Raw genomic sequence first — 22398 nt, forward strand, 5'->3', positions numbered from 1 at the left:
TGAACTCTAAAGCGCGGGCAAGCCGGGCGGCGGCTTGCGCATGTTGGAGGCCTGCTCATAGGCGTAGGCCAGACGCAGCAGCTTGTGCTCGCTCCAGGCGCGGCCTGCGAAGGTGACGCCGAGCGGATAGTCGGGAGTGTCCTTGCCGTCGACCTCGTGGACAAAGCCGCACGGCACCATGACGCTGGGATAGCCTGCCCTGGCGGCGATCGCGGCGCCTCCGCTGCCGGGGAACAGCACGGCATCGAGCTTGTGCTGGTTCATATAGGCATCCATGCCGCGGGTCCTGGCGCTGAGCAGGTCCATGGCAAGTGCCGATTTGTACTCGCGTTCGCGTAAGTCGCCTCTGGTGAGGTCGGCGGCGAGGAAATTGTCATGGCCAAAGCGTAGCGCCCTCTCCGCATGCGCCTCGTTGAAGGCGACGATGTCTGCGATGCTCCTGACTTTCGTGTTGGTCACCCAATCCCTGAGGTAGAGGTTGAGATCGTGCTTCAGTTCGTAGAGGAAAACGATCCGCTGGGGGACCGGATTGCCCTTGCTGCCGCTCAACGGATTGCGGTTGAGGACAGCCATGATCGTACCTGGTCCGCTCATCCAGCCGGCCGTCGGCATGCCGGCGCGCACGATCACGGCGCCGAGATCCTCCAGCACCTTGATCGCCTCCGCCGTCACCTCCGCCCATTTGGGTGGCAGCTTGCCGTAGTAAGGATCGTTCAGCGGGTCGGCGGGGTCGCTCGGCACGCCGATACGCGCGCCCTTCATCGCATCGCGCGTGAGGTCGGCGGTGTAATCGGCTGGCCGCCGCTGCAGCTCTGTCGCCGCATCGCGCGGGTCCTTCGCGGCCACCACGTTGAGCAGCAGTGCCGCATCGCGTACCGTGCGCGTCATCGGCCCTGCGGTGTCCAGGCTATGCGCGATCGGGACGATGCCGGCACGGCTGATCAGCCCGAGCGTCGGCTTCACAGTGACGACGCCATTCTGGCTGGCGGGAAACAGCAGCGAGCCCGAGGTCTCGGTGCCGATCGAGGCCGCACACAGACCGGCCGCCACCGCAACCGCCGAACCCGCGCTCGAGCCCCCGGGGGTTACGACCGGAATGCCCCGATCGTCCATCAGCGTTGGCGCGTAGGGATTCTTCACCTGACCGCCCAGCGACGAGTAGCCGTGGGGCATGTCGATCGCGAGCATGTTGGAAAACTCGGTCAGGTTTGCCTTGCCGAGGATCACCGCGCCGGCGTTTCGCAGCAGCTTGACGACGGTCGCGTCTCTCTTTGCGCGCGCGCCCTCCAGCGCCAGCGAGCCCGCCGTGGTCGGCTGCTTGTCGCCGGTCGCAATGTTGTCCTTCACCAAAATCGGGATGCCGGCCAGCGGCCGTTTGGCCGACGGTCTTGTGCCGTCGAGCTTGCCCGCGATCCCAAGCGCGTCGGGATTGAGCGAGCGCACGGCGTTGAGCGCAGGCCCGCCGCAATCATAGGCCTCGATGCGCGCGAGGTACGCTTTGGTCAGTGCCGTCGCATTGACCTGCCCACTGGCCAGCGCCTGAGCGATATCGCTCATCGCTGCATTGTCGAGTTTTGGGGTGGCCGACGCCTCGGCACTGACGGCCGCCGCCGTGATGCCGACATCGCGGCGGATCGGCTTCTTCAAGGCGGCCCTCGCCTGTCGGCGCGCGTCCCTGACCATAAGGCCGCGACGATGGCATCATGCCAGTGTTTTGCCCGACGGGTCAATGTCTCCACGTCTCGCGCAGACCATTGCCCAAGTAACACGCAAGCCATTGAAATGACTAACCCCGGCTACTGTGCATGGGGTTGTTTTTCAGCCTTTTGTTTTGGGTGCGTCGTCACCTCTCCCCGCCGGGGAGAGATCGACACGAAGGCTATCTCGACTTGATCGAGCAGGCCCTACTCCCAATGCCAGGTCGAGAAATCGTTCTCGTATTGCGGGACGTCCTTCCAGACGCCCTTCAGCTTCTTGTTGGTGATGGTGATCAGCTGCGGCTGGTACAGGAAGCCGGCGACCGCGTCGGTGGCCAGCATGCGCTGGGCATCGCCGAGCAGTTTTGCGCGGCCGGCCTCATCAGGCGTCGAGACGATCTGCTTGTAGAGCGCGTTGAAGGCCTCGTTGTTGTAGCCGAGATAGTAGTCCGGCTCGGTGATCTTGACGAGGTCGAACGGCTCGACATGGCTGACGATGGTGAGGTCGTAGTTATGAGGACCGTTCGCCGCGAACACCTGCGACAGCCATTGCGCCCATTCCACGTTCTCGATCTTGGCGACGATGCCGACCTTGGCGAGCTGGGCCGCGAGGATTTCGCCGCCCTGCCGCGCATAAGACGGCGGTGGCAGCTTGAGCGACAATTCGAGCGGCGTGGTGACGCCGGCCTCCGCGAGCAGCTTCTTGGCCTTCTCGGGGTCGTAGGGATTGATGCCTGTCGTGTCGACGTAGCCGAGCGCGCCCGGCACGTAGAAGCTGCCGATCGGCGTGCCGAAGCCGTCGACGGCGCCGTCGATCATCGCCTTGCGATCGATCGCGGCGAGGATGGCGCGGCGCACGCGGACGTCGTCGAGCGGCTTCTTCTTCTCGTTGATTCCGACGATGGTCTTGGCGCGCGAGCCGCCGACCTGGACGTTGAAGCGCGGATCGGCCTTGAACTGCGCCATGGTCCGCTGTGCCGCCACGCGTGGGAACGCATCGACGTCGCCCGAGAGCAGCGCCGCAGTCTGGGCGGCCGGATCCGAGATGAAGCGGATCGTCACCTTGGACAGCTTGATTGCAGCGGCGTTGCGATAGTCGGCCCATTTGGTCAGGGTGATCGAGGAGCCCTTGGCCCAAGCCCCGAGCTGATAGGGACCGGTGCCGACCGGCTGCGTGACATTGGTGGCGGCGCTCTTCGGCTCGACGATCGAGCCGCTCGCCTGCCCCAGCAGGAACGGCAGGTTCGGCTCGCCATATTTCAAAGTGACCACGATCGTGTCGGCGTCAGGCGCCTCGACCTTCTCGAAAGCCTGGAACAGGCTCTTGTCCTTGTTGGTGCTGGTCGGCGCGGCGTTGCGCTCGAACGAGAACTTCACCGCGGCGGAATTGAACGGCTCGCCATTGTGGAATTTGACGCCCTTGCGCAGCTTGAACGTATAGGTCTTCAGGTCCGGCGAGGCGGTCCAGCTCTCGGCCAGCAGTGGCGAGACGGAGCCATCCTCGTTGATCTTGGTCAGCGTCTCATAGATGTTGTAGAGCGTGACCTCGGCGATCGCGGCGGCAGCGGCGTTGGTCGGATCGAGCCCCGGCGGCTCCAGCGCCATCGCCATGACGACGCTGTCCTTCTTGCTCTGCGCCAGCACGGGCAGAGGCGCCGTGACGAGCGCGGCAGCAAATGCGACAATCGATAGTTTCCTCAACATGCGTAACTCCCCGGCCTGTTCTTGTCTTATGCCTACGCCAATTCCGCGGTGGACACTAACCTTCCATGGCCGTCTGCGGCAACGCCATCACGGCCTCCGCCTTGTGGCAGGCGGCAAGGTGTCCCTCGCCCACCCTGCGTAACTCAGGCGGAACCTCGCGGCAATGCTGGTCAGCGAGGGCACAGCGCGAGACATAGGGGCATCCGGACGCCGCCGCCGATTGCGAGGCGATCGCCTGGGCCCCGCGCCGGCGCCGGCCGCCACCGGCGCGCGCCCGCGGCACGGCATCCAGCAGCGCCCGCGTATAAGGATGGGCGCAGCGCTCGAACAGATCCGCGGGGCGGCCCTGCTCGACGATCCGGCCGAGATACATCACCGCGACCTCGTCGCAGAGATAGTCGACGACGGCGAGGTCATGGCTGATCAGGATGTAGCTCAGGCCGAACTGCTCCTGGAGGTCCTGCATCAGGTTCAGCACTTGTGCCTGCACGGAGACGTCGAGCGCGGAGACCGGCTCGTCGGCGACGATGAGCTTCGGCTGGGTGATTAGGGCACGCGCAATGGCGATGCGCTGGCGCTGGCCGCCGGAGAACTCGTGGGGGTATTTGTCCATGTCGGCATCGCGCAAGCCGACCTGGCGCAGCACCGCGGCGACACGTTCGCGGAACGTGGCGCGGTCGGCCCCCTCCAGAACAGTCAGCGGCTCGGCGACGATGCGGGCGATGGTCTGGCGCGGGTCGAGCGAACCATAGGGATCCTGGAACACCATCTGGAAATCGCGGCGCGCACGGCGCAGCTCGTCGGCCGGGATGCGGTTGAGATCGCGGCCGAGCAGCGCGACCCGTCCCGACGTCGGCCGCTCCAGCGCCATCACCAGCCGTGCGAAGGTCGACTTGCCGGATCCGGACTCGCCGACGACACCAAGGCTCTTGCCCGCGGCGACCCGCACGTTCACGCCGTTGAGCGCACGCACCTCTCCCGGAGGACGAAACAGGCTTTCGCGCGGCAGCGTGTAACGCTGCACCAGATCCGACACGTCGAGAAGCGGCTCTGCTGCGGCGGTCATGCGGTTAGCGCTCCGACGCGTTCAGCCATCGAAACATCAGTCCTGATGCAGCGAACGAAGTGGCCTGGGCCGACGTCCACCATCGGCGGCAACGCCGCACGGCACTGATCGATCACGAGCGGACACCGATCGGAGAAGGTGCAGCCGGAAGGCAAATCGGCGAGCTCCGGCACCGTGCCCGAGATCGTCTTCAGCCGCGTCCCCTTGCGTGCGCCGAGCTTGGGGCGGGCACGGAACAGGCCCTGCGTGTAGGGATGCCCCATGCGCCGGAACACCTCGTCGGTTGGCCCGCTCTCGACGACGGTGCCGCCATACATCACCATCATGCGCTGCACGTTCTCGGCGATGACGCCGAGATCGTGCGAGATCAGGATCATCGACATGCCGCGCTCCTCGACGAGATCGGCGATGAGGTCGAGGATCTGGCCCTGGATGGTGACGTCGAGCGCGGTGGTCGGCTCATCCGCGATCAAAAGATCCGGCTCGCAGGCGAGCGCCATGGCGATGGTGACGCGCTGGCGCTGGCCGCCGGAGAACTGGTGCGGATAGGCATCGACCCGCCGTGCGGCATCAGGCAGCCCGACGCGGTCGAGCAACGCGATGGTCTCGCGCCGCGCCTGCGACGCCGAATATTTCTTGTGACGCCGCAGCGGCTCGGCGACCTGGTGGCCGATCGTGTGCATCGGATTGAGCGCCGTCATCGGCTCCTGGAAGATCATGCTGATGCGGTTGCCGCGCAGGCGGCAATAATCCGCATCCGATAGCCCGACGAGCTCGTTGCCATCCAGCTTGATGCTGCCGGTGACGACCGCGCTGTCCGGCAAGAGGCCCATCAGCGACAGCGCCGTCACCGACTTGCCGCAACCGGATTCGCCGACGAGCCCGAGCGTCTCGCCGCGCTTGAGGGCAAAGCTGACGCCGCGCACGGCCTGCGCCGGCCCGCGGCTGGTATTGAGGCGGACCCCAAGATTGCCGACTTCGATCAGCGGCATGGCTGCGTGATCAGGCATCGTCACCGCTCCCGCGCCAGTCTGGGATCGAGCAGGTCGCGCAATCCGTCACCAAGGAGATTGAGGCCGAGCACGGCGATCGCGATCGCAGCACCCGGATAGACCGCGAGCATCGGCGACTGGAATAGCAGCGTCTGCGCATCGTTCAACATGCGGCCCCAGGACGGCTGCGGCGGCTGGGTGCCGAGACCGAGATAGGACAGCGCGGCTTCGGCGAGAATGGCGAGCGCGAACTGGATGGTGACCTGCACGATCAGGATCGACAGGATGTTGGGCAGGATGTGCTCGATCGTGATGCGGAAGCGCCCCTTCCCAGCGGCGCGCGCGGCCAGCACGAATTCCCGCGCCCAGATCGCGTTGGCTGAACCGCGCGTCAGCCGCGTCAGCGTCGGGATCTGGAAGATCCCGATCGCGACGATCGAGGTCACCATGCCCGGCCCCACCACCGCGGCCAGCATGATCGCGGAGAGCACGGCCGGAAAGGCGAAGCTGAAATCTGCGAACCGCATGATGATCTCTTCGGTCCAGCCGCGCTTGGCAGATGCGATCAAGCCGAGGCAGACGCCGAAGGTGAGACCGATGCTCACCGCGATGATGCCGACCATGATGGTCGAGCGCGCGCCGGCGAGCAGCAGCGAGACGATGTCGCGGCCGAAAGAATCGGTGCCGAGCCAGTGCGCCGAAGACGGCGGCCGTAGTTTCGAGGCGATGTCGATCTCATAGGGCGACCAGGGCGTCCACACCAGCGACAGCAGCGCGGCGGCGAGCACCAGCAGGCTCAGCGCACCGCCGAGCACGAAGCTGCGATGGCGCAGCGCGCGGCGCCAGAACGTCCGGGCCGGCAGCGGCCGCGTCGCGAGCGGCGCGTCAATGGTCATGGGCGCGCTCACAGGTCGTGGACCTTGATGCGGGGATCGATGAAGGCGTAGAGCACATCGACCACGAAATTGACGATGACGACCATGGCCGCGAGCAGCATCACGCAGTTGCGCACCACGATCAGGTCGCGGTTGGCGATCGACTGGAAGATCAGGCGACCGAGGCCCGGCAGGTAGAACACGTTTTCGATCACGATGGTGCCGGCGAGCAGATTGGCAAATTGCAGCCCCATCACCGTCATCACGGGGATCATGGCGTTGCGCAGCACGTGGCTCCACAGCACCTCGCGCTTGCCGAGTCCCTTTGCCCGCGCGGTGCGGACGAAGTCCTCGCGCAGCACCTCCAGCACGGCCGAGCGCGTGACCCGCGCGAGGATCGCGGCCTGCACCACCGCGAGCGAGATCGCCGGCAGCAGCAGCGACTTGATGCCCGGCCAGATACCGTCCTCCCAGCCGGAAAAGCCGCCTGCGGAGAGCCATTGCAGCCGCACCGAGAACAACAGGACCAGAAGGATCGCGAACCAGAAGTTCGGCAGCGCGATGCCAACTTGCGTCAGCGACATCACGCCGACATCGCCGAGCTTGTTGTGATTGGCGGCGGTGTAGATGCCGGCGGAGAGCGCCAGCGTCACGGTGATGGTCATAGCCATGATCGCGAGCGGAATGGTCAGCACCAGCCGCTCCGCAATCAGGCTGGCGACCGGCGTGCCGTAGACGTAGGAGTTGCCGAGATCGCCGGAGAGAAGCCCCTTGATCCATAGCAGATAACGAACCGCCAGCGGCTGGTCGAGCCCGAGCTTGACCGTGAGCGCGCGGACCGCGTCCGCCGAGGCATCGGCGCCCATCAGCATCTGCGCGGCATTGCCGGGAAGAGCGTCGAGCACCAGGAAGATGATCAGCGACGCGCCGACCAGCGTCGCCAGCAAAGTCAACAGACGTCGGAGGACAAAGACGCTCATGCGTGCTCGGCTTCAGGGCTCACCCGTGGCACGATCAACATGTCTGGACGCCGGAGGCAAGCTCTTTGCTGCATGCCCATCTCTTCAAGCCGGCCAGCGGGACAGAAGGTCGCTTGAAGCCTCGAACAGCGCGCTCACGCGCAGCAATTCGGCGTCGCCGCGGAAACGGCCGACGAGTTGAAGCCCGATCGGCAGACCGTCGCGGCCGAAGCCACAGGGCAGGCTGACCGCGGGATGTCCGGTCATATTGAACGGCATGGTCCAGGGGAACCAATGCGGCCGGACGCTGTCGAAATGCGCCCCGTCGATCTCGATGGTGCCGAACAAATCCTGCTCGATCGGCAGCGCGGTGCGCGTCAGGGTCGGCATCGCCAGCAGGTGGCCGCGCGCAAGCAAGGATTGCACCCGACGGAACAGCGCGGTGCGCGCGAACATCGCCTCTTGATAGTCGACGCCGCTGACATTGGTTGCGAGCGCGACTTGCTTGACGAAGGCCTCGCTCAGGACGTCGCGATGCTCGGCGACCAGCTTCGAGAAACGCGAGCGCCAGACGGTGTGGTTGATGGCACGCCAGATCGGCTCGACATCGTACTCCTCGCCCGAAAATTCCTCGAGTTCGGCACCCAGGCTCGCGAGGCGATCGAGGCTCGCCTTGAAGTTCGCCGCGACATCGGCAGATACCGGGCGGCCGGGAGGCGACGCGCAGAACAGGATCTTCAGTCCGCGCAAGTCACCGCGCGGCGCGGCGGTGCCGATGAAATCGGGCACGGGGACGCCGATCGACCAGGGATCGCAGGCATCCTCGCCCGCCATCGCCTGCATCATCAGCGCGGTGTCGGCGACCGTCCGCGTCGTCGGCGTGACATAGGTCTGGTTGCCGAAGGCATCGAGCGCCTGGCTGTGCGGGATCACGCCGTTGCTCTGCTTCAAGCCCACCACACCGTTGCAGGCAGCGGGAATCCGCGTCGAGCCGCCACCGTCGGTCGCGATCGCAAGCGGGGCGATGCCGCTCGCCACCGCCACCGCCGCGCCGCCGCTGGAGCCGCCGGAGGAACGTTCCGCGCTCCACGCATTGCGGGTGCGGCCGAACAAAGGCGAGTCGGTCAGGCACTTGCTGCCGAATTCCGGCGTCGTGGTCTTGCCGATCAGGATGGCGCCCTGCGCGCGCAGCCGTGCAACGGCGACGGCATCCTCAACAGGCACATTGTCCTTGTAGGGAACGGCGCCGAAGGTGGTCTTCACGCCTTTTGTGTTGACGATGTCCTTGACGGTGACGGGGATGCCGTGCAGCAGGCCAAGCGGCTCGCCGGCCATCACCTTGCGCTCGGCTTCGCGCGCCGCTGCGATCGCCTCATCACCGCACAACGTAATGAAGCAATTCAATTCGGGCTGGAGCGCCTCGGCGCGCGCGAGCACCGCACGGACGATCTCCACGGGTGAAATCCGCTTTCCGGCGATGAGGCCGCGCAGTTCGGTTGCGGACAACAGACAGGGATCGCCGTTCATCGTCAAATCACGCTCCGGGGGCGGGCCGCCATTGGCCCAAGCATTGACAAGGCATTGACAGCGAGAATGACAGTTTTGTTAACTCGCCGTCCAATACGATTTTGATGGCCAAGCCATACGTTTTCGGTATGCCAATGGATCTTCGCCGGCTCCGCTATTTCGTCGCCGTCGCCGAGGCGCGCAGCATCGGCAAGGCCGCCGAGCGGCTCCGCATGGCACAGCCGCCGCTCTCGGTCCAGATCCGCAAGCTCGAGGCCGAGATCGGCGCGCCGCTGTTCCGCCGCGGCACCCGCGGCATGGACCTGACCGAGGCGGGCCAGGCGCTGCTGGCGCGCGCCAGCGAAGCGCTCGCCCTTGCGGTCGACGGCGCCGAAGCCGCGCGCGCGGTTGCTTCGGGGCGGCGCGGGCGGCTGTCGGTCGGCTACATGTTCGTGCTGGCGAATGCGATGCTGCCGCGGCTCATCCCCGAGTTGCGCCGCTCGGTTCCCGGTGTTGACCTCGAATTCGCCGAGCTCAGCGCCTCGACGCGCGAAGCGCGGGTGCTCGACCGCAGTGTTACGGTCGCGCTGTGCATGCCGGCCATCAACCATCCCGAAATCCAGGTGGCGCGGATCGGGGCGCAGCCCTTCATGCTGGCCATGCCGATCCGCTCGCCACTCGCCCGCCTGAGCTCCGTGCCGATGGCCCGGCTGCAGGGCCGTCCGCTGATCGCGCTCCCACATCCGGACCATGGGCCCGCCTCCTCCGCTGTCGTTCCCTTGTTGCGTCGGCACCAAGTGGTTATGCCTATCGCGAGCCGGGTGGAGACGGTGCATTCGGCGATGAGCCTGGTTCTGGCAGGCGAAGGTCTCGCCATCCTGCCGGCCTGCGCGCAGCTCGGCGCGCCACGCGGCATCGTGTTCAGGCCGCTGCGCGATGTCACCGACACCATCGACATCGCAGTCTGTTGGCGGCGGGATTCCCAGAGTCCGTTGATCGGAGCCTTCCTCAAATGCGCCGAAAAGGCCGTCGCGCGGATGTGAGAGGTCGCTACAAGCTCCAATTCATCTCGTGGCTCCAGGGCGGATCGGCGCCCGGGCGGGTGCAGGTGAGTGCGGCGCAATTGGCGGCGAAGGACAGCGTGCGGCGGAGCTCGTCGGCACTGATGTCCTTCAATGTTTGCCGGGCAATGCGACCCTGCTTGTGCAGAGCGAACAACAGCGCAGCCTGAAAGCTGTCGCCGGCGCCGATCGTGTCGGCGACCTCGACCTTGGGCGCGGCGACCTCGATCTGCCCTGCTTCCGCGTGCCAGGCAACCGCGCCATCGTTGCCGCGGGTGATGACGACGAGGCTGGTGTCGCCGCGGAGCAGCGCGGTCGCCCGCTGCCGATATGGTTCGTCGCCGAAGAGATAGGCAAAATCGACGTCGGACATCTTGATGAGATCGGCGCTCGCGGCAAACGCGGCCATGCGCGCAAGGTAGGCCGGCTTGTCCTTGACCAAATTGGGCCGGCAGTTCGGATCGAACGAGATCGTCGACGACGTCCGCGCGTCCGCGATCAGCGCCGTCGTTTCCGTCGCGCCCCGGTCGTTAACCAGCGTCGTCGAGCCGACATGCAACGCTTCGACCGCGTCGAACGGGATTGCCCCACGCCGATAGATCCACTCCCGCGTCGCAGTCTCGGCATCGTAGAAGGCATAATGCGACTCACCCGCGACGATGCGGACGAAGGCGAGCGTGGTCTGGCGATCGCTGCGGGTAGCCAGACTGAGGTCGACATTGGAGTTCGCGGCGTGATCAGCGATCATCCGCCCGAACAGGTCGGTCGAGATGCCGCCAACAAAACCGGTCGGCGCGCCCAGCCGTGCCATGCCGATCGCGACGTTGAGACAGGAGCCACCGACCGCCGGCATCACGGCCTCGCGCCCGTCGGCGTTTCGCGTCGGCACGAAATCGATCAGCGCATCGCCGCAGGCAATCAGCATCCGCTTCAACCTCTCGCGATATCGCGCATCGCCGCGCGGCTGCCGCGATCAACCTCGCGCAGCAGCTTGTAGACCTCGCGCTTGCGGGCGTGAAAGGCGGCCATGTCAGGCGCGGTTGGCTCGCTCTTCCGTCCCAGCGCCGACATCTTTGCCATGGTCTCGCCGATCGAAGCGTAGGCGCCACCGGCCACCGCGCCCAGCATCGCGGCACCTAGCAGCACCGGCTCCTTCGTCTGCGGCAGCGCGACCGTGAGGCCGGTCGTGTCAGCCATGATCTGCCGCACCAGCGGGCTGCGGCTGGCGCCGCCGCCCATGATCATGATGTTGGAGCGAACGCCATGCGCAGCAAAGGCCTCGATCACCTCGGCAAGCCCATAGGCGAGCCCGCAGAGGCCGGCGACGAACAGCCGCTCCATCGAACCGACGTCGGTGTCGAGATCGAGGCCCGCGATCACCGCGCGCGTGTCAGGATCGGCGTAGGGCGAGCGGTTGCCGATGAATTCAGGCAGGACATGGACGTCACGGGCGAGCAGCGCCGCCTTGCTGACGCTGCCTGCGCGCGCGATGATGCGGCCTTCGACGAAGTCGATGAGGTCGAGGCCCTCGCCGCGTGCCGCTGCGCTCGCCTCGGCGTGCCCCGGATGCGACTTGAGGAGATGGTCGATCGCGGCACCTGCCGCCGACTGGCCGCCCTCGTTGAGCCAGAAGTCCGGCACCATGCCGGAATAATAAGGGCCCCACACGCCCGGCACGAAGCATGGCTCCTTCGTCGTCGCCATAATGCAGGCCGACGTTCCCATGATGTAGGCGAGGCGTTCGCAGACATCGGCCGCGCCACCCGATCCGTCGCGGCCGCCGATTGCCCCGATGCCGCCGGCATGCGCGTCGATCAGGGCGGCACCGACCGGCGTGCCCGGCGACAGGCCGAGCTCGGCCGCGGCAGTGGGGATGAGACCTGCGCCGAGCCGCGTGCCGGGGGCGACGATCTCGGTGCCGATCCGGGCATACGTTTCGCTGACGAAATCCGACAGCCCGATGCGCTTGAAGAACGGTGCGCTCCAGCCGCCGCCATCATGGGCAAGATAATTCCATTTGCAGGTGACCGTGCAAGTCGAGCGCTGCAGCGAGCCGGTCGCACGCCAGGTCAGATAATCCGCCAAATCGAAGAAGTGACCGGCGGCGTCGAAACTGGCGCGAAGGTGCCGCTTCAGCCACAGCAGCTTCGGCATTTCCATCTCGGGCGAGATCGAGCCACCGACATAGCGCAGCACGGCATCCTCGGTCTCGTTGATCAGCCGCGCCTCGGCCGTGGCACGATGGTCCATCCAGACGATGACGTTGCGCTGCGGATCGCCGGAGGCGCTGACGGTGACGGGATCACCGGCTTGGTCGAGCACCACCAGGGAACAGGTGGCGTCGAAGCCGATACCGCCGACGCCATCGGGTGTGATGCCCGCTTCCGTCATCGCCGCGCGGACCGATGTCGCGCAGGCCTCCCAGATGTCCTGGGAAGACTGCTCGACGATATCGCCGGCCTCGTGCCAGATGCGGATCGGATGCCGCGCCATCGCGAGCAGCGTGCCGGCCTCGTCAAACACCCCTGCCCGCGTGCTCGTGGTCCCTACGTCGACGCCGATATAGGCTCGCGGCATTGTCGCTCCCGGTCGCTTCGCCAGCTCTGACGCAAGTCTACCAGCAAGTGTAGCCGCCATCCACCAGCACGATGCTGCCGGTCATCAGGCTCGCGGCCTCGGACGAGAGGAACAGCACGACGGAGGCGATCTCCTCGACCTGCCCCATCCGCGCCATCGGGGTTCCACCGATCCAGGCGTCGTACATCTTCGGATTGCTCTTCACGAAGGCGTTGAGCGGCGTCTCGATATAGGTCGGCGCCACCGCGTTGACGCGGATGCCGCGCGCGCCCCATTCGGCGGCGAGCGACTTGGTCAGGTGATGCACGCCGGCCTTGGAAGCGTTGTAGAAGCACTGTTCCTGCGGCTTGTTGACGATGAAGCCCGACATCGAGCCGACATTGACGATGGCACCGCTTCCAGCCTTCAGCATGTGCTTGCCGAACTCGCGGCAGCACCAGAAGGTGCCATTGAGGTTGACGTCGATGACGTTAAGCCAGTGCTCGTCGGTGACGGTCTCGGCCGGGGTCTCGCTGCGGGCGATGCCGGCATTGTTGACCAGGATATCGACCTTGCCGTGGCGGGCAACGAGGTCACCCGCGACTTCCGCCACACGCTTGGTATCGGTGACGTCCATGATCGCAGTCTCGATGTCGTAGCCCTTGGCTTTCAGGTCGGCTTTCGCGCTGTCGGCGATCTTGCTGTCGCGATCGCCGATGACGACCCTGGCGCCGGCCTCAGCCAGCGCGTCGGCGCAGGCGAGGCCAATGCCCTGCCCGCCGCCGGTGATGAACGCGGTCTTGCCGCTCAGCTTGAATCTGTCCAGGTACATGGTGGTCTTTCCGTCTTCTTGCCGTTACTTGTCAGCCCCGAAGCGCGTTGCCACTCTGGTCGAAGCGGTGGATGCGCGCGGGGTCCGGTACCAGCGACACGCGGTCGCCGGCATGCAGGCTCAATTCGCCGATGTAGCGCGCCGTCAGCATGCCGTGCGGGCCGGCATCGACATAGAGGAAGGTGTCGCTGCCGAGATGCTCGGCCACCGCGATCGTGCCCTGCCAGCCGCCGGCGCCGTCGCGCTCGATCTTGAGGTGCTCCGGCCGGACCCCGATCGTCGCGGCCCCCTTCTGCGATGCGGGTTCGCCGGTGACGAAATTCATCTTGGGCGAGCCGATGAAGCCGGCGACGAAGAGATTGGCAGGACGCTCATAGAGCTCCAGGGGCGAACCGTATTGCTCGATCTTGCCGCCGTTGAGCACGACGATCTTGTCGGCCATGGTCATGGCCTCGACCTGATCGTGAGTGACGTAGATCGCGGTGGTGCCGAGCTGCTTCTGCAGCCTCGTCACCTCGATGCGCATCTGCACACGCAGCGCAGCATCGAGATTGGAGAGCGGCTCGTCGAACAGGAACGCCTTGGGCTCACGCACGATGGCGCGTCCGATCGCGACGCGCTGGCGCTGACCGCCGGAGAGCTCGCGCGGCTTGCGGTCGAGATAGGGCGTGAGGTTCAGCGTCGCGGCGGCCGCCTCGACCTTGCGATTGGTCTCGTCCTTGGACAGGCCCGCCATCTTCAGGCCGAAGCCGATGTTGCCGCGCACGCTCATATGCGGATAGAGCGCGTAGGACTGGAACACCATCGACAGCCCGCGTTTGGCCGGTGGCGTGTCGACGACGTTCTTGCCGTCGATCAGGATGTTGCCGCCGGTGACGTCCTCGAGACCGGCGATCAGCCGCAAGAGCGTGGTCTTGCCGCAACCGGAGGGACCGACGAACACCACGAAGGAGCCATCGGCAATGTCGAGGTCGGCGCCCTTGATGATGTGCACGGGGCCGAAGGATTTCTGTACGCCCTGAAGTGTGATCTGACCCATGATCCGGCAGCCCCTCTACTTCACCGCGCCGAAGGTGAGCCCGCGCACGAGCTGCTTCTGGCTGAACCAACCGAGGACGAGAATGGGCGCGATCGCCAGCGTCGAGGCCGCCGACAGCTTTGCCCAGAACAGCCCTTCCGGGCTGGAATAGGAGGCGATGAATGTGGTGAGCGGCGCGGCATTCGAGGTCGACAGATTGAGCGTCCAGAACGCCTCGTTCCAGGCCAGGATCAGGTTGAGGAGCAAGGTCGATGCGAGCCCCGGGATCGCCATCGGCGTCAGAACGTAGACGAGCTCGCGGCCGATGGTGGCGCCGTCCATGCGCGCGGCTTCCAGGATGTCGCGCGGGATCTCCTTGAAATAGGTGAACAGCATCCAGATCACGATCGGCAAATTTCCGAGGCACAGGATGAAGACGAGGCCGATGCGGGAGTCCAGCAGCCCGAAAGTCTTGTAGATCAGGTAGATCGGCACCAGCACGCCGACCGGCGGCATCATCTTGGTCGAGAGCATCCAGAGCAGGATGTCCTTGGTGCGCTTGGTCGGCGAGAACGCCATCGACCAGGCCGCGGGAATCGCGATCAGGAGCGCGATCAACGTCGAGCCGCCGGCGATGATGATCGAGTTCATCGCGTGGTGCAGATAGTCGCTGCGCTCCTGGACGGTCGCGTAGTTTTCCGTGGTCCAGTGGAAGAACAGGAAGGACGGCGGTATCGCGAACGCCTCGAGCTCGGTCTTGAAGCTCGCCAGCATCATCCACAGGATCGGGAAGAAGATCAGGAAGCCGAAGAACCACGCCCCGATCGTCGAGACCACCACCCGCTGTGTCGTTGACTTGCGCGCCATGATGTCAGGCTTCCAGGTTGCGGCCGACGATGCGGACGAGGAAGAAGGCGACGACGTTGGCGATCACCACCGCCACGAGGCCGCCCGCCGAGGCGCTGCCGACGTCGAACTGGATCAGCGCCTGCGAGTAGATCAGGAAGGCGATGTTGGTGGTTTGCAGGCCCGGCCCTCCGCCGGTCGTGACGAAGATCTCGGCGAACACCGTCAGCAGGAAGATGGTCTCGATCAGGATCACCACGGTAATGGGCCGCGCCAGGTGCGGCAGCGTGATGTAGATAAAGGTCGAGACCGCGCTGGCGCCGTCCATCTCGGCGGCTTCCTTCTGCTCCTCGTCGAGTGACTGCAGCGCGGTCAGCAGGATCAGGGTCGCGAACGGCAGCCACTGCCAGGCGACGATCAGGATCACCGAGAACAGCGGCACGTCGTTGAACCAGTCGACCGGCGTCAGCCCGACCAGTTTGGCGAGCCAGGCGAACAGGCCCGACACCGGGTGCATCAGCAGGTTCTTCCAGACCAGCGCGCTCACCGTGGGCATCACGAAGAACGGCGCGATCACCATCAGCCGGACGAAATTGCGTCCGATCACGGGCTGGTCCATCAGCAGCGCCAGCGGAATGCCGAGCAGGATCGTCAGCGCCAGCACGGAGCCGACCAGCACCAGGGTGTTCCGTAGCGAGGCAAGGAAGGCAGGATCCGTGAGGAAGTAACGGAAATTTTCCAGGCCGACGAAGGATTCCGAGCCGGGATCGAGCAGGCTGTAATGCAGGGTCGAAAAATAGATCGTCAGCGCGAGCGGGACGATCATCCAGATGAAGAGCAGCCCGACCGCCGGCGTCAGAAGCGAGCGCGCAAGAAACTGCGTCTGCCGGGTTGCCATCAACGCTTCTCCGCTGGCGGGAAGAAGGCGGCCATCCATCCGGGATGGTGGATGGCCGCGAGTCTGAGCTCAGGAGGAAGAGCTCGGGTTCACTTGATGTAGCCGGCGCGCTTCATCTCGCGCTCGGTCGCGGTTTGCGCGGCGGTCAGCGCGGCATCGACCGTCATTGATCCCGCAAGCGCGGCCGAGAACTGCTGGCCCACCTGCGTGCCGATGCCCTGGAATTCAGGGATCGCGGCATATTGCACGCCGACATAAGGCACCGGCTTCACCGTCGGCTTGTTCGGATCGGCGGCATCGATCGAGGCCAGCGTCAGCTTCGCGAAGGGAGCGACCTTCAGATAGTCCTCGTTCTGGTAGAGCGAGGTGCGCGTGCCCGGCGGCACGTTGGCCCAGCCCTCCTTCGACGCGACGAGCTTGGTGTAGTCCTTGCTTGTCGCCCAGGCGACGAACTTCTCGGCGGCCTCCGTCTTCTTCGAGCCGGCGGGGATCGCAAGGTTCCAGGCCCACAGCCAGTTGGCGTTCTTGCCGAGGCCAGTGTTGGGCGCGAGCGCGAACCCGACCTTGTCGGCCACCTTGGAGTCCTTTGGGTTGGTGACGAAGGACGCCGCGACCGTGGCGTCGATCCACATCGCGCATTTGCCGGCATTGAACAGCGCCAGATTCTCGTTGAAGCCGTTGGAGCTCGCGCCGGGAGGGCCGGCTTCCTTCATTAGATTGACGTAAGTCGTCAGCGTCGTCTTCCATTCCGGCGTGTTGAATTGCGGCTCCCACTTCTCGTCGAACCAGCGCGCGCCGTAGGAATTGGCCATGGCCGAGAGGAACGCCATGTTCTCGCCCCAGCCGGCCTTGCCGCGGAGGCAGATGCCATAGGTACCGGCGCTCTTGTCGGTCAGCTTCTTGGCGGCGTCGATCACGAAATCCCAGGTCGGCTTCTCCGGCATCTTCAGGCCGGCCTTCTCGAACAAATCGGTGCGGTACATCACCATCGAGCTTTCGCCGTAGAACGGCGCGGCATAGAGCTTGCCGTCGGCGGAGACCGCATCCTTGATCTTGGGCAGGAGGTCGGCGACGTCATAGTCGGCGCCGAGATTGGTGAGCGGCACCAGCCAGCCCTTCTTGGCCCAGATCGGCACCTCGTAGGTGCCGATGGTGAGCACGTCGAACTGGCCGCCCTTGGTGGCGATGTCGGTGGTGACGCGCTGGCGCAGCACGTTCTCCTCCAGCGTCACCCATTTCAAGGTGATGTCTGGATTTTTCTTAGTGAATTCGCTCGTGAGCCCCTGCATGCGGATCATGTCGCCATTGTTGACGGTGGCGATCGTCAGGGTCGTTTCGGCCATCGCGGGGACGGCCAACAGCAGGCAAGACGCGCCGCAGACGGCGCCCAGGACATGTTTCACGGTGACCTCCCTAGAGTCGCGCTTTGAGCATATGCCCACGCGTTGAGCGTATGTTCAACGCAAGGAAGGACTGTTGTCAAGCAGGCCGAGGGGACGATCCCGCAACTTATGAGTGCTGCGGTGCGGGAATGATGCGAGGTGCCCCCTCACCCAACCTGTCAGTGATGTCTCCGAACAGGTGTCAGCCATGTGCCCGGACTGAACAGAACGCGAGGCATCCAGTACTCCGTGCCGTCTATTGGTTTGCCTTAAGTCAGGCCGCGGCGTACTGGATCGTCCGCCTTCGCGGACGATGACAGTGGTGTGGGGAGCATGACCGTCCGCCTCGCGGTACGACCAGGAAGCGCCCTACCGCTCCAGGATAGCCCGCGCGGTGGCCTCGTCCGTGATCAATCCGTTGATCAGGCCACCGCTCAGCGCCGCAGCGATTGCCGGCACCTTGGCGGCGCCGACCGCGGCGCCGATCGTCGTGGTCTTCGCCGGCACCTCCGGCGGGATGCTGGTCAGGCGCTTGTTGGTGCCGGATTTGAGCAGGCGGCCCTTGGAATCATAGGCCCAGCCGGTGATCTCGCCGATGGCACCCAGTCGCATCATCTCGAACAATTCGTCACGCGTAACGAAGCCGTCGACATGGACCTGCGCCTTCTGGTCCATCTGGCCGATGCCGACGAGGCGCAAATCGGCCCGAACCGCGACCGCCTTCACCTTCGCGATCGGCTCGATGCGGACCATCTTGTTGCGCTCGTCCTCCGACGACATCAGGAACGGCAAGGGCATCGGATAGTGCCGCGCGCCGGTGCGGTCGGCGAGCCGGCCGACGGTGTCGTAGAAGCTTGCCGAGCCGTCGGCGGAGATGTTGCCGACCAGCGAGACGATCTGGTGGTTGGGCCGGTCGATCGGCGTGACGCGCTCGACCGCCGCACGCACCGCGCGGCCCGTGCCGAGCGCAACGATGACAGGCGTCTCCGAGCGTAGTGTGGAATCGAGCAGGTTGGCGCAACGTTCGGCAATGCCCGCGGTGGCCTGCGGCGCTGCAAGGTCGGACGGTACCACCTCGCAATGAACGAGATGAAAGCGCTGCTTCAGCCGCGCCGCCAGTTCCATGCAGGCGGCGATGGGATGCTCGAGCCGGAACGTGATCAGCCGCTCGGCGAGGCACAGCGACACCAACCGCTGCGCCGAGGCGCGCGAGACCTGGAGCATCTTTGCGATCTCGTCCTGGGTGTGGCCGGCAATGAAATAGAGCCAGCCGGCGCGCGCGGCGTCGTCGAGCCTTGATTTCTCGTTCTCGGCGGCCATGCGGGCTTTATGCCCCCTTCCAGAAATCGCTCATGCGCCCGAAGACCCGATCGGCCCCGGCAGCGGACAATATAGCCTGCCCGTCCCGGCCGCTGTAATGGCCTCCACCGACGAATCCCCAGACCGTCATGCCGGCCGCCTTGCCCGCCTGCACGCCGCTGACGCTGTCCTCGATCACCAGCGTGCGCGCGGGCGCGGCCCGCATCTGCTCGGCTGCATGAAGGAAGAGATCGGGCGCGGGCTTGCCGTGCCTGACCATCTGCGCCGTGTAGATGCGATCGTCGAACAGCGGCCTGAGGCCGGTGACGTCGAGCGAGAGCGACACGCGATCGATATCGCTTGACGAGGCCAGGCAGAACGGCACCGTCAGTCCCGACACCACGCCCCCCACCCCAGGGATCGGTTCGAGAGCAGCGGCAAACGTCTGAAGCACGCGCGACTTCAATCGCGGCAGAAAACCGTCCGGCACGATTTGCCCGAGACCGCGATAATGCTGCTCGATCGCCTTGGTACTGCGCCCGAGAAAGAGCTCGAGCGCCTGTGCCTCGCTGAGCGCGAAGCCGAATTCGCCCAGCACTTCGGACAGACAGCGACAGCTCAACAGCTCGCTGTCGACGAGCACGCCGTCGCAGTCGAAGATGATCAGATCGGGGTTTGGCCGGCCCTGCTCCATCCGGCCATTCGATCATATACCCACCGGCTGGGCAATAGCTCAGGCGAGGTAACCGCCCCCCGCGTCCTTGCCCACCCTAAGAGAGTCCCCTCACCTGCGCTGATTATACACGTCGATGCAGACCGCACCCAGCAGCACCAGCCCCTTGATGACCTGCTGGTAGTCGATGCCGATGCCGAGGATGGACATGCCGTTGTTCATCACCCCCATGATCATGGCGCCGACCACCGCACCGCCGACACGCCCCACCCCGCCATAGGCCGAGGCGCCGCCGATGAAGCAGGCGGCGATGACGTCGAGCTCGAAGCCGAGGCCGGCCTTCGGGGTCGCGGTGTTGAGGCGCGCGGCGAAGACGAGGCCGGCGAGCGCGGCCAGCACGCCCATGTTGACGAAGGTGAAGAAGGTCAGCCGCTCGGTCTTGATGCCCGACAGGCCTGCCGCCTTGGCGTTGCCGCCGACCGCGTAGATCTGCCGGCCGATCACGGTGCGGCGGGTGACGAAGCCGTAGAGCGCGATCAGGGCGCTCATGATCACCAGCACGTTGGGCAGGCCGCGATAGGTTGCGATCAGATAGGTGAAGTACAGCACTGCACAGGCGAGCACGACACTCTTGCCGAGGAAGAACGCGTAGGGCTCGACTTCGATTCCATGCGACACTTCACGCGCGCGGCTCTTGGCGCTGGCATAGACCAGGCCAAGCGCCAGCACCGCGCCAATCAGCATCGACGTCGGATGCAGCGTGCCGGTCTCGGGCAGCAGCTCCGGAATGAAGCCCGACGACAGCTTCTGGAACGTCGACGGGAACGGGCCCAGCGACTGCCCCTGCAAAACGGCAAGTGCGAGGCCCTTGAACACCAGCATGCCGGCCAGGGTCACGATGAAGGACGGGATCTTGAAATAGGCCACCCAATAGCCCTGCGCTGCGCCGATCGCCGCACCCAACAGCAGGCAGGCGATGAAGGCGAGCGTGTAGTCGACCTTGTAGGTCACCATGAGCAGCGCGGCGACCGCGCCGACGAAGCCCGCGACCGAGCCGACCGAGAGGTCGATATGCCCGGTGACGATCACCAGCAGCATGCCCAGCGCCATGATGACGATGTAGCTGTTCTGCAGCACCAGATTGGTCAGGTTGAGCGGCTGCAGCAACGTGCCGCCGGTCATGACCTGGAAGAACAGCATGATCGCAATCAGCGACATCAGCATGCCGTAGTTCCGCAAATTGTTCTTGATGAAGCTGCCGTGGCGGCGCTCCTCGGGCAGCGAAACCGTCTTGTCGGTCATGGCTGCGATCCTCCCATCTCCGCGGCCTCGACCGCGCCGTTACCGTTGCTTCGTTCGTTGCGCATGATGGCGCGCATGATCTTTTCCTGTGTCGCTTTAGCGCCCGGGAACTCGCCGACGAAGGCGCCGTCGTTCATGACGCAGATGCGATCGCAGATGCCGAGCAGCTCGGGCATCTCCGAGGAGATCACCACCACGCCGCGGCCGGCCTCCGCCAGCTCGTTGATGATACAGTAAATCTCGTATTTGGCACCGACGTCGATACCCCTTGTCGGCTCGTCCAGGATCAGAACCTTGGGGTCGGTCATCAACCATTTGGACAGCACGACCTTCTGCTGGTTCCCGCCGGAGAGCTGGCCGGTCTCCTGGTAGACGTCGGAGCAGCGGATGCGCATGCGGTTGCGGTAGTCGCTGGCGACCTTCAGCTCGGCGATGTCGTCGATCACCCGCCCCGGCGCGACCTGGTCAAGGCTTGCGAGCGTAATGTTCTTGCGCACGTCGTCAGCCAGGATCAGGCCGAGCTGCTTGCGGTCCTCGGTGACATAGGCAAGGCCGGCGTCAATGGCGGCAGCAACGCTCGGCAGCACGATCTCATGGCCCTCGAGGGCGATGCGGCCGCTGATATTGCTACCCCAGGAGCGGCCGAACAGGCTCATGGCGAACTCGGTACGACCAGCGCCCATCAGGCCGGCGATGCCGACGACCTCGCCGCGCTTGACGCCGAAATTGACGTTCTTGATCACCTGCCGCTCGGGATGGATGGGATGATAGACCGACCAGTTCGAAACCTCGAGCACGGGTTCGCCGATCTTCGCGCTGCGCTCGGGGAAGCGATGGGCGAGATCGCGGTTGACCATGCTGCGGATGATGCGGTCTTCCTGGATCGGCTCGGCGCGGCAGTCGATGCCGTCGACGGTGCGACCGTCGCGCAGCACGGTGATGTGGTCCGCGACCTTGGCGACCTCGTTGAGCTTGTGCGAGATCAGGATCGAGCCGATGCCCTGCTCGCGGAATTTCATCAGGCGTTCCAGCAAGGCTGCGCTGTCAGCCTCGTTCAGGCTCGCGGTCGGCTCGTCCAGGATCAGCATGCGGACGCGCTTGGACAGCGCCTTGGCAATCTCGACCAGCTGCTGCTTGCCGACGCCGAGATCGGTGATCAGCGTATCCGGCGATTCCTTCAGACCGACCTGCGCCAGAAGCTCGCGGGTGCGCCGGTAGACCTCGTTGCGATCGATGACGCCGAACTTTGACGGCGGATGCGAGAGAAAGATGTTCTCCGCGATCGACATCAGCGGAATCAGCGCCAGCTCCTGGTGGATGATGATGATGCCGAGCGCCTCGGAATCGTTGATGTCGCGGAAGCGGCGCTCCTCGCCCTCGAAGACGATGGTACCCTCGTAGCTACCTGCGGGATAGACGCCGCTCAGCACCTTCATCAAGGTCGATTTGCCGGCGCCGTTCTCGCCGACGAGGGCGTGGATCTGGCCAGCCTCGACCGAGAAGTTGACGTCGCGAAGCGCCTGCACGCCGGCAAAGCTCTTGCTGACGTTGCGCATCTCCAGCATGGCGGTCATCGTGTCATATCCCATCCTTTACTTCACCTCTCCCCGCTTGCGGGGAGAGGTCGATCGGGTAGCGATCGGGTGAGGGGGAGTCTCCGCAAGAACAACTCTCACCGCCCTCGTGGAGAGTCCCCCTCACCCCAACCCTCTCCCCTCAAGCGGGGAGAGGG

At 65.3% G+C, this 22398-nt stretch carries 19 protein-coding genes; 1 reads left to right on the forward strand and 18 read right to left on the reverse strand.

The genetic code is table 11. The annotated features are described in order from the left end of the window. Window positions 1-6 precede the first annotated feature (6 nt). The 7 genes from NLM27_RS18920 to NLM27_RS18950 form a co-directional block, all read right to left on the reverse strand. Window positions 7-1647, reverse strand: coding sequence for an amidase family protein (locus tag NLM27_RS18920; RefSeq protein WP_254144746.1), 1641 nt, complete (start codon window positions 1645-1647; stop codon window positions 7-9). 257 nt (window positions 1648-1904) lie between these two features. Further along, window positions 1905-3401, reverse strand: coding sequence for an ABC transporter substrate-binding protein (locus NLM27_RS18925; RefSeq protein ID WP_254144747.1), 1497 nt, complete (start codon window positions 3399-3401; stop codon window positions 1905-1907). A 55-nt stretch (window positions 3402-3456) separates the two neighbouring features. Then, the gene (locus tag NLM27_RS18930) at window positions 3457-4467 is read right to left on the reverse strand and encodes an ABC transporter ATP-binding protein (RefSeq protein WP_254144748.1); all 1011 of its coding nucleotides are present in this window, start codon (window positions 4465-4467) and stop codon (window positions 3457-3459) included. Next, complete coding sequence (locus NLM27_RS18935; RefSeq protein WP_254144749.1) at window positions 4464-5477, reverse strand: ABC transporter ATP-binding protein; 1014 nt, start codon at window positions 5475-5477, stop codon at window positions 4464-4466. The genes NLM27_RS18930 and NLM27_RS18935 overlap by 4 nt, the downstream gene beginning before the upstream one ends. Before the next feature lie 2 nt (window positions 5478-5479). Further along, on the reverse strand, window positions 5480-6367 hold the full coding sequence (locus tag NLM27_RS18940) for an ABC transporter permease (protein WP_254144750.1): 888 nt from the start codon (window positions 6365-6367) through the stop codon (window positions 5480-5482). Beyond that, complete coding sequence (locus NLM27_RS18945; RefSeq protein ID WP_254144751.1) at window positions 6364-7314, reverse strand: ABC transporter permease; 951 nt, start codon at window positions 7312-7314, stop codon at window positions 6364-6366. The genes NLM27_RS18940 and NLM27_RS18945 overlap by 4 nt, the downstream gene beginning before the upstream one ends. 84 nt (window positions 7315-7398) lie before the next feature. Further along, window positions 7399-8820 (reverse strand): amidase, encoded by a 1422-nt coding sequence (locus tag NLM27_RS18950; protein WP_254148866.1) that lies wholly within the window; start codon window positions 8818-8820, stop codon window positions 7399-7401. A gap of 134 nt (window positions 8821-8954) precedes the next feature. Here NLM27_RS18950 and NLM27_RS18955 point away from each other — a divergent pair, with 134 nt between their 5' ends. Beyond that, window positions 8955-9842, forward strand: a complete 888-nt coding sequence (locus NLM27_RS18955) for a LysR family transcriptional regulator (RefSeq protein WP_254144752.1) — start codon at window positions 8955-8957, stop codon at window positions 9840-9842. A 7-nt stretch (window positions 9843-9849) separates the two neighbouring features. On the opposite strand, the gene NLM27_RS18960 is transcribed toward NLM27_RS18955, so the two are convergent. The 11 genes from NLM27_RS18960 to mmsA all read right to left on the reverse strand — a co-directional run bounded on the left by NLM27_RS18960 (window position 9850) and on the right by mmsA (window position 22240). Beyond that, entirely contained in the window at window positions 9850-10785 is a 936-nt protein-coding gene (locus NLM27_RS18960) for a carbohydrate kinase (protein WP_254144753.1), read from the reverse strand. Window positions 10786-10790: 5 nt separating this feature from the next. Further along, complete coding sequence (locus NLM27_RS18965) at window positions 10791-12437, reverse strand: FGGY-family carbohydrate kinase (RefSeq protein ID WP_254144754.1); 1647 nt, start codon at window positions 12435-12437, stop codon at window positions 10791-10793. Between the two features lie 37 nt (window positions 12438-12474). Continuing rightward, on the reverse strand, window positions 12475-13248 hold the full coding sequence (locus NLM27_RS18970; protein ID WP_254144755.1) for an SDR family NAD(P)-dependent oxidoreductase: 774 nt from the start codon (window positions 13246-13248) through the stop codon (window positions 12475-12477). Between the two features lie 31 nt (window positions 13249-13279). After that, on the reverse strand, window positions 13280-14287 hold the full coding sequence (locus tag NLM27_RS18975) for an ABC transporter ATP-binding protein (RefSeq protein WP_254144756.1): 1008 nt from the start codon (window positions 14285-14287) through the stop codon (window positions 13280-13282). Between the two features lie 15 nt (window positions 14288-14302). Next, window positions 14303-15133, reverse strand: coding sequence for a carbohydrate ABC transporter permease (locus NLM27_RS18980; protein ID WP_254144757.1), 831 nt, complete (start codon window positions 15131-15133; stop codon window positions 14303-14305). A gap of 4 nt (window positions 15134-15137) precedes the next feature. After that, window positions 15138-16010 (reverse strand): carbohydrate ABC transporter permease, encoded by an 873-nt coding sequence (locus NLM27_RS18985; RefSeq protein WP_254144758.1) that lies wholly within the window; start codon window positions 16008-16010, stop codon window positions 15138-15140. Between the two features lie 89 nt (window positions 16011-16099). Beyond that, window positions 16100-17413, reverse strand: a complete 1314-nt coding sequence (locus NLM27_RS18990) for an extracellular solute-binding protein (protein WP_254144759.1) — start codon at window positions 17411-17413, stop codon at window positions 16100-16102. A gap of 348 nt (window positions 17414-17761) precedes the next feature. Beyond that, window positions 17762-18712: a sugar-binding transcriptional regulator gene (locus NLM27_RS18995; protein WP_254144760.1), complete on the reverse strand. Its 951-nt coding sequence runs from the start codon at window positions 18710-18712 to the stop codon at window positions 17762-17764. 7 nt (window positions 18713-18719) lie between these two features. After that, window positions 18720-19385, reverse strand: a complete 666-nt coding sequence (locus NLM27_RS19000) for an HAD family hydrolase (protein ID WP_254144761.1) — start codon at window positions 19383-19385, stop codon at window positions 18720-18722. 90 nt (window positions 19386-19475) lie between these two features. Continuing rightward, a complete protein-coding gene (gene mmsB, locus NLM27_RS19005) occupies window positions 19476-20666 on the reverse strand; it encodes a multiple monosaccharide ABC transporter permease (protein ID WP_254144762.1) in 1191 nt (396 codons plus the stop codon). After that, window positions 20663-22240, reverse strand: a complete 1578-nt coding sequence (gene mmsA / locus NLM27_RS19010; protein WP_254144763.1) for a multiple monosaccharide ABC transporter ATP-binding protein — start codon at window positions 22238-22240, stop codon at window positions 20663-20665. Before mmsA ends, mmsB begins: the two co-directional genes overlap by 4 nt. Between the last annotated feature and the right edge of the window lie 158 nt (window positions 22241-22398).

It is taken from the genome of Bradyrhizobium sp. CCGB12, from assembly GCF_024199845.1.
Lineage (GTDB): Bacteria > Pseudomonadota > Alphaproteobacteria > Rhizobiales > Xanthobacteraceae > Bradyrhizobium.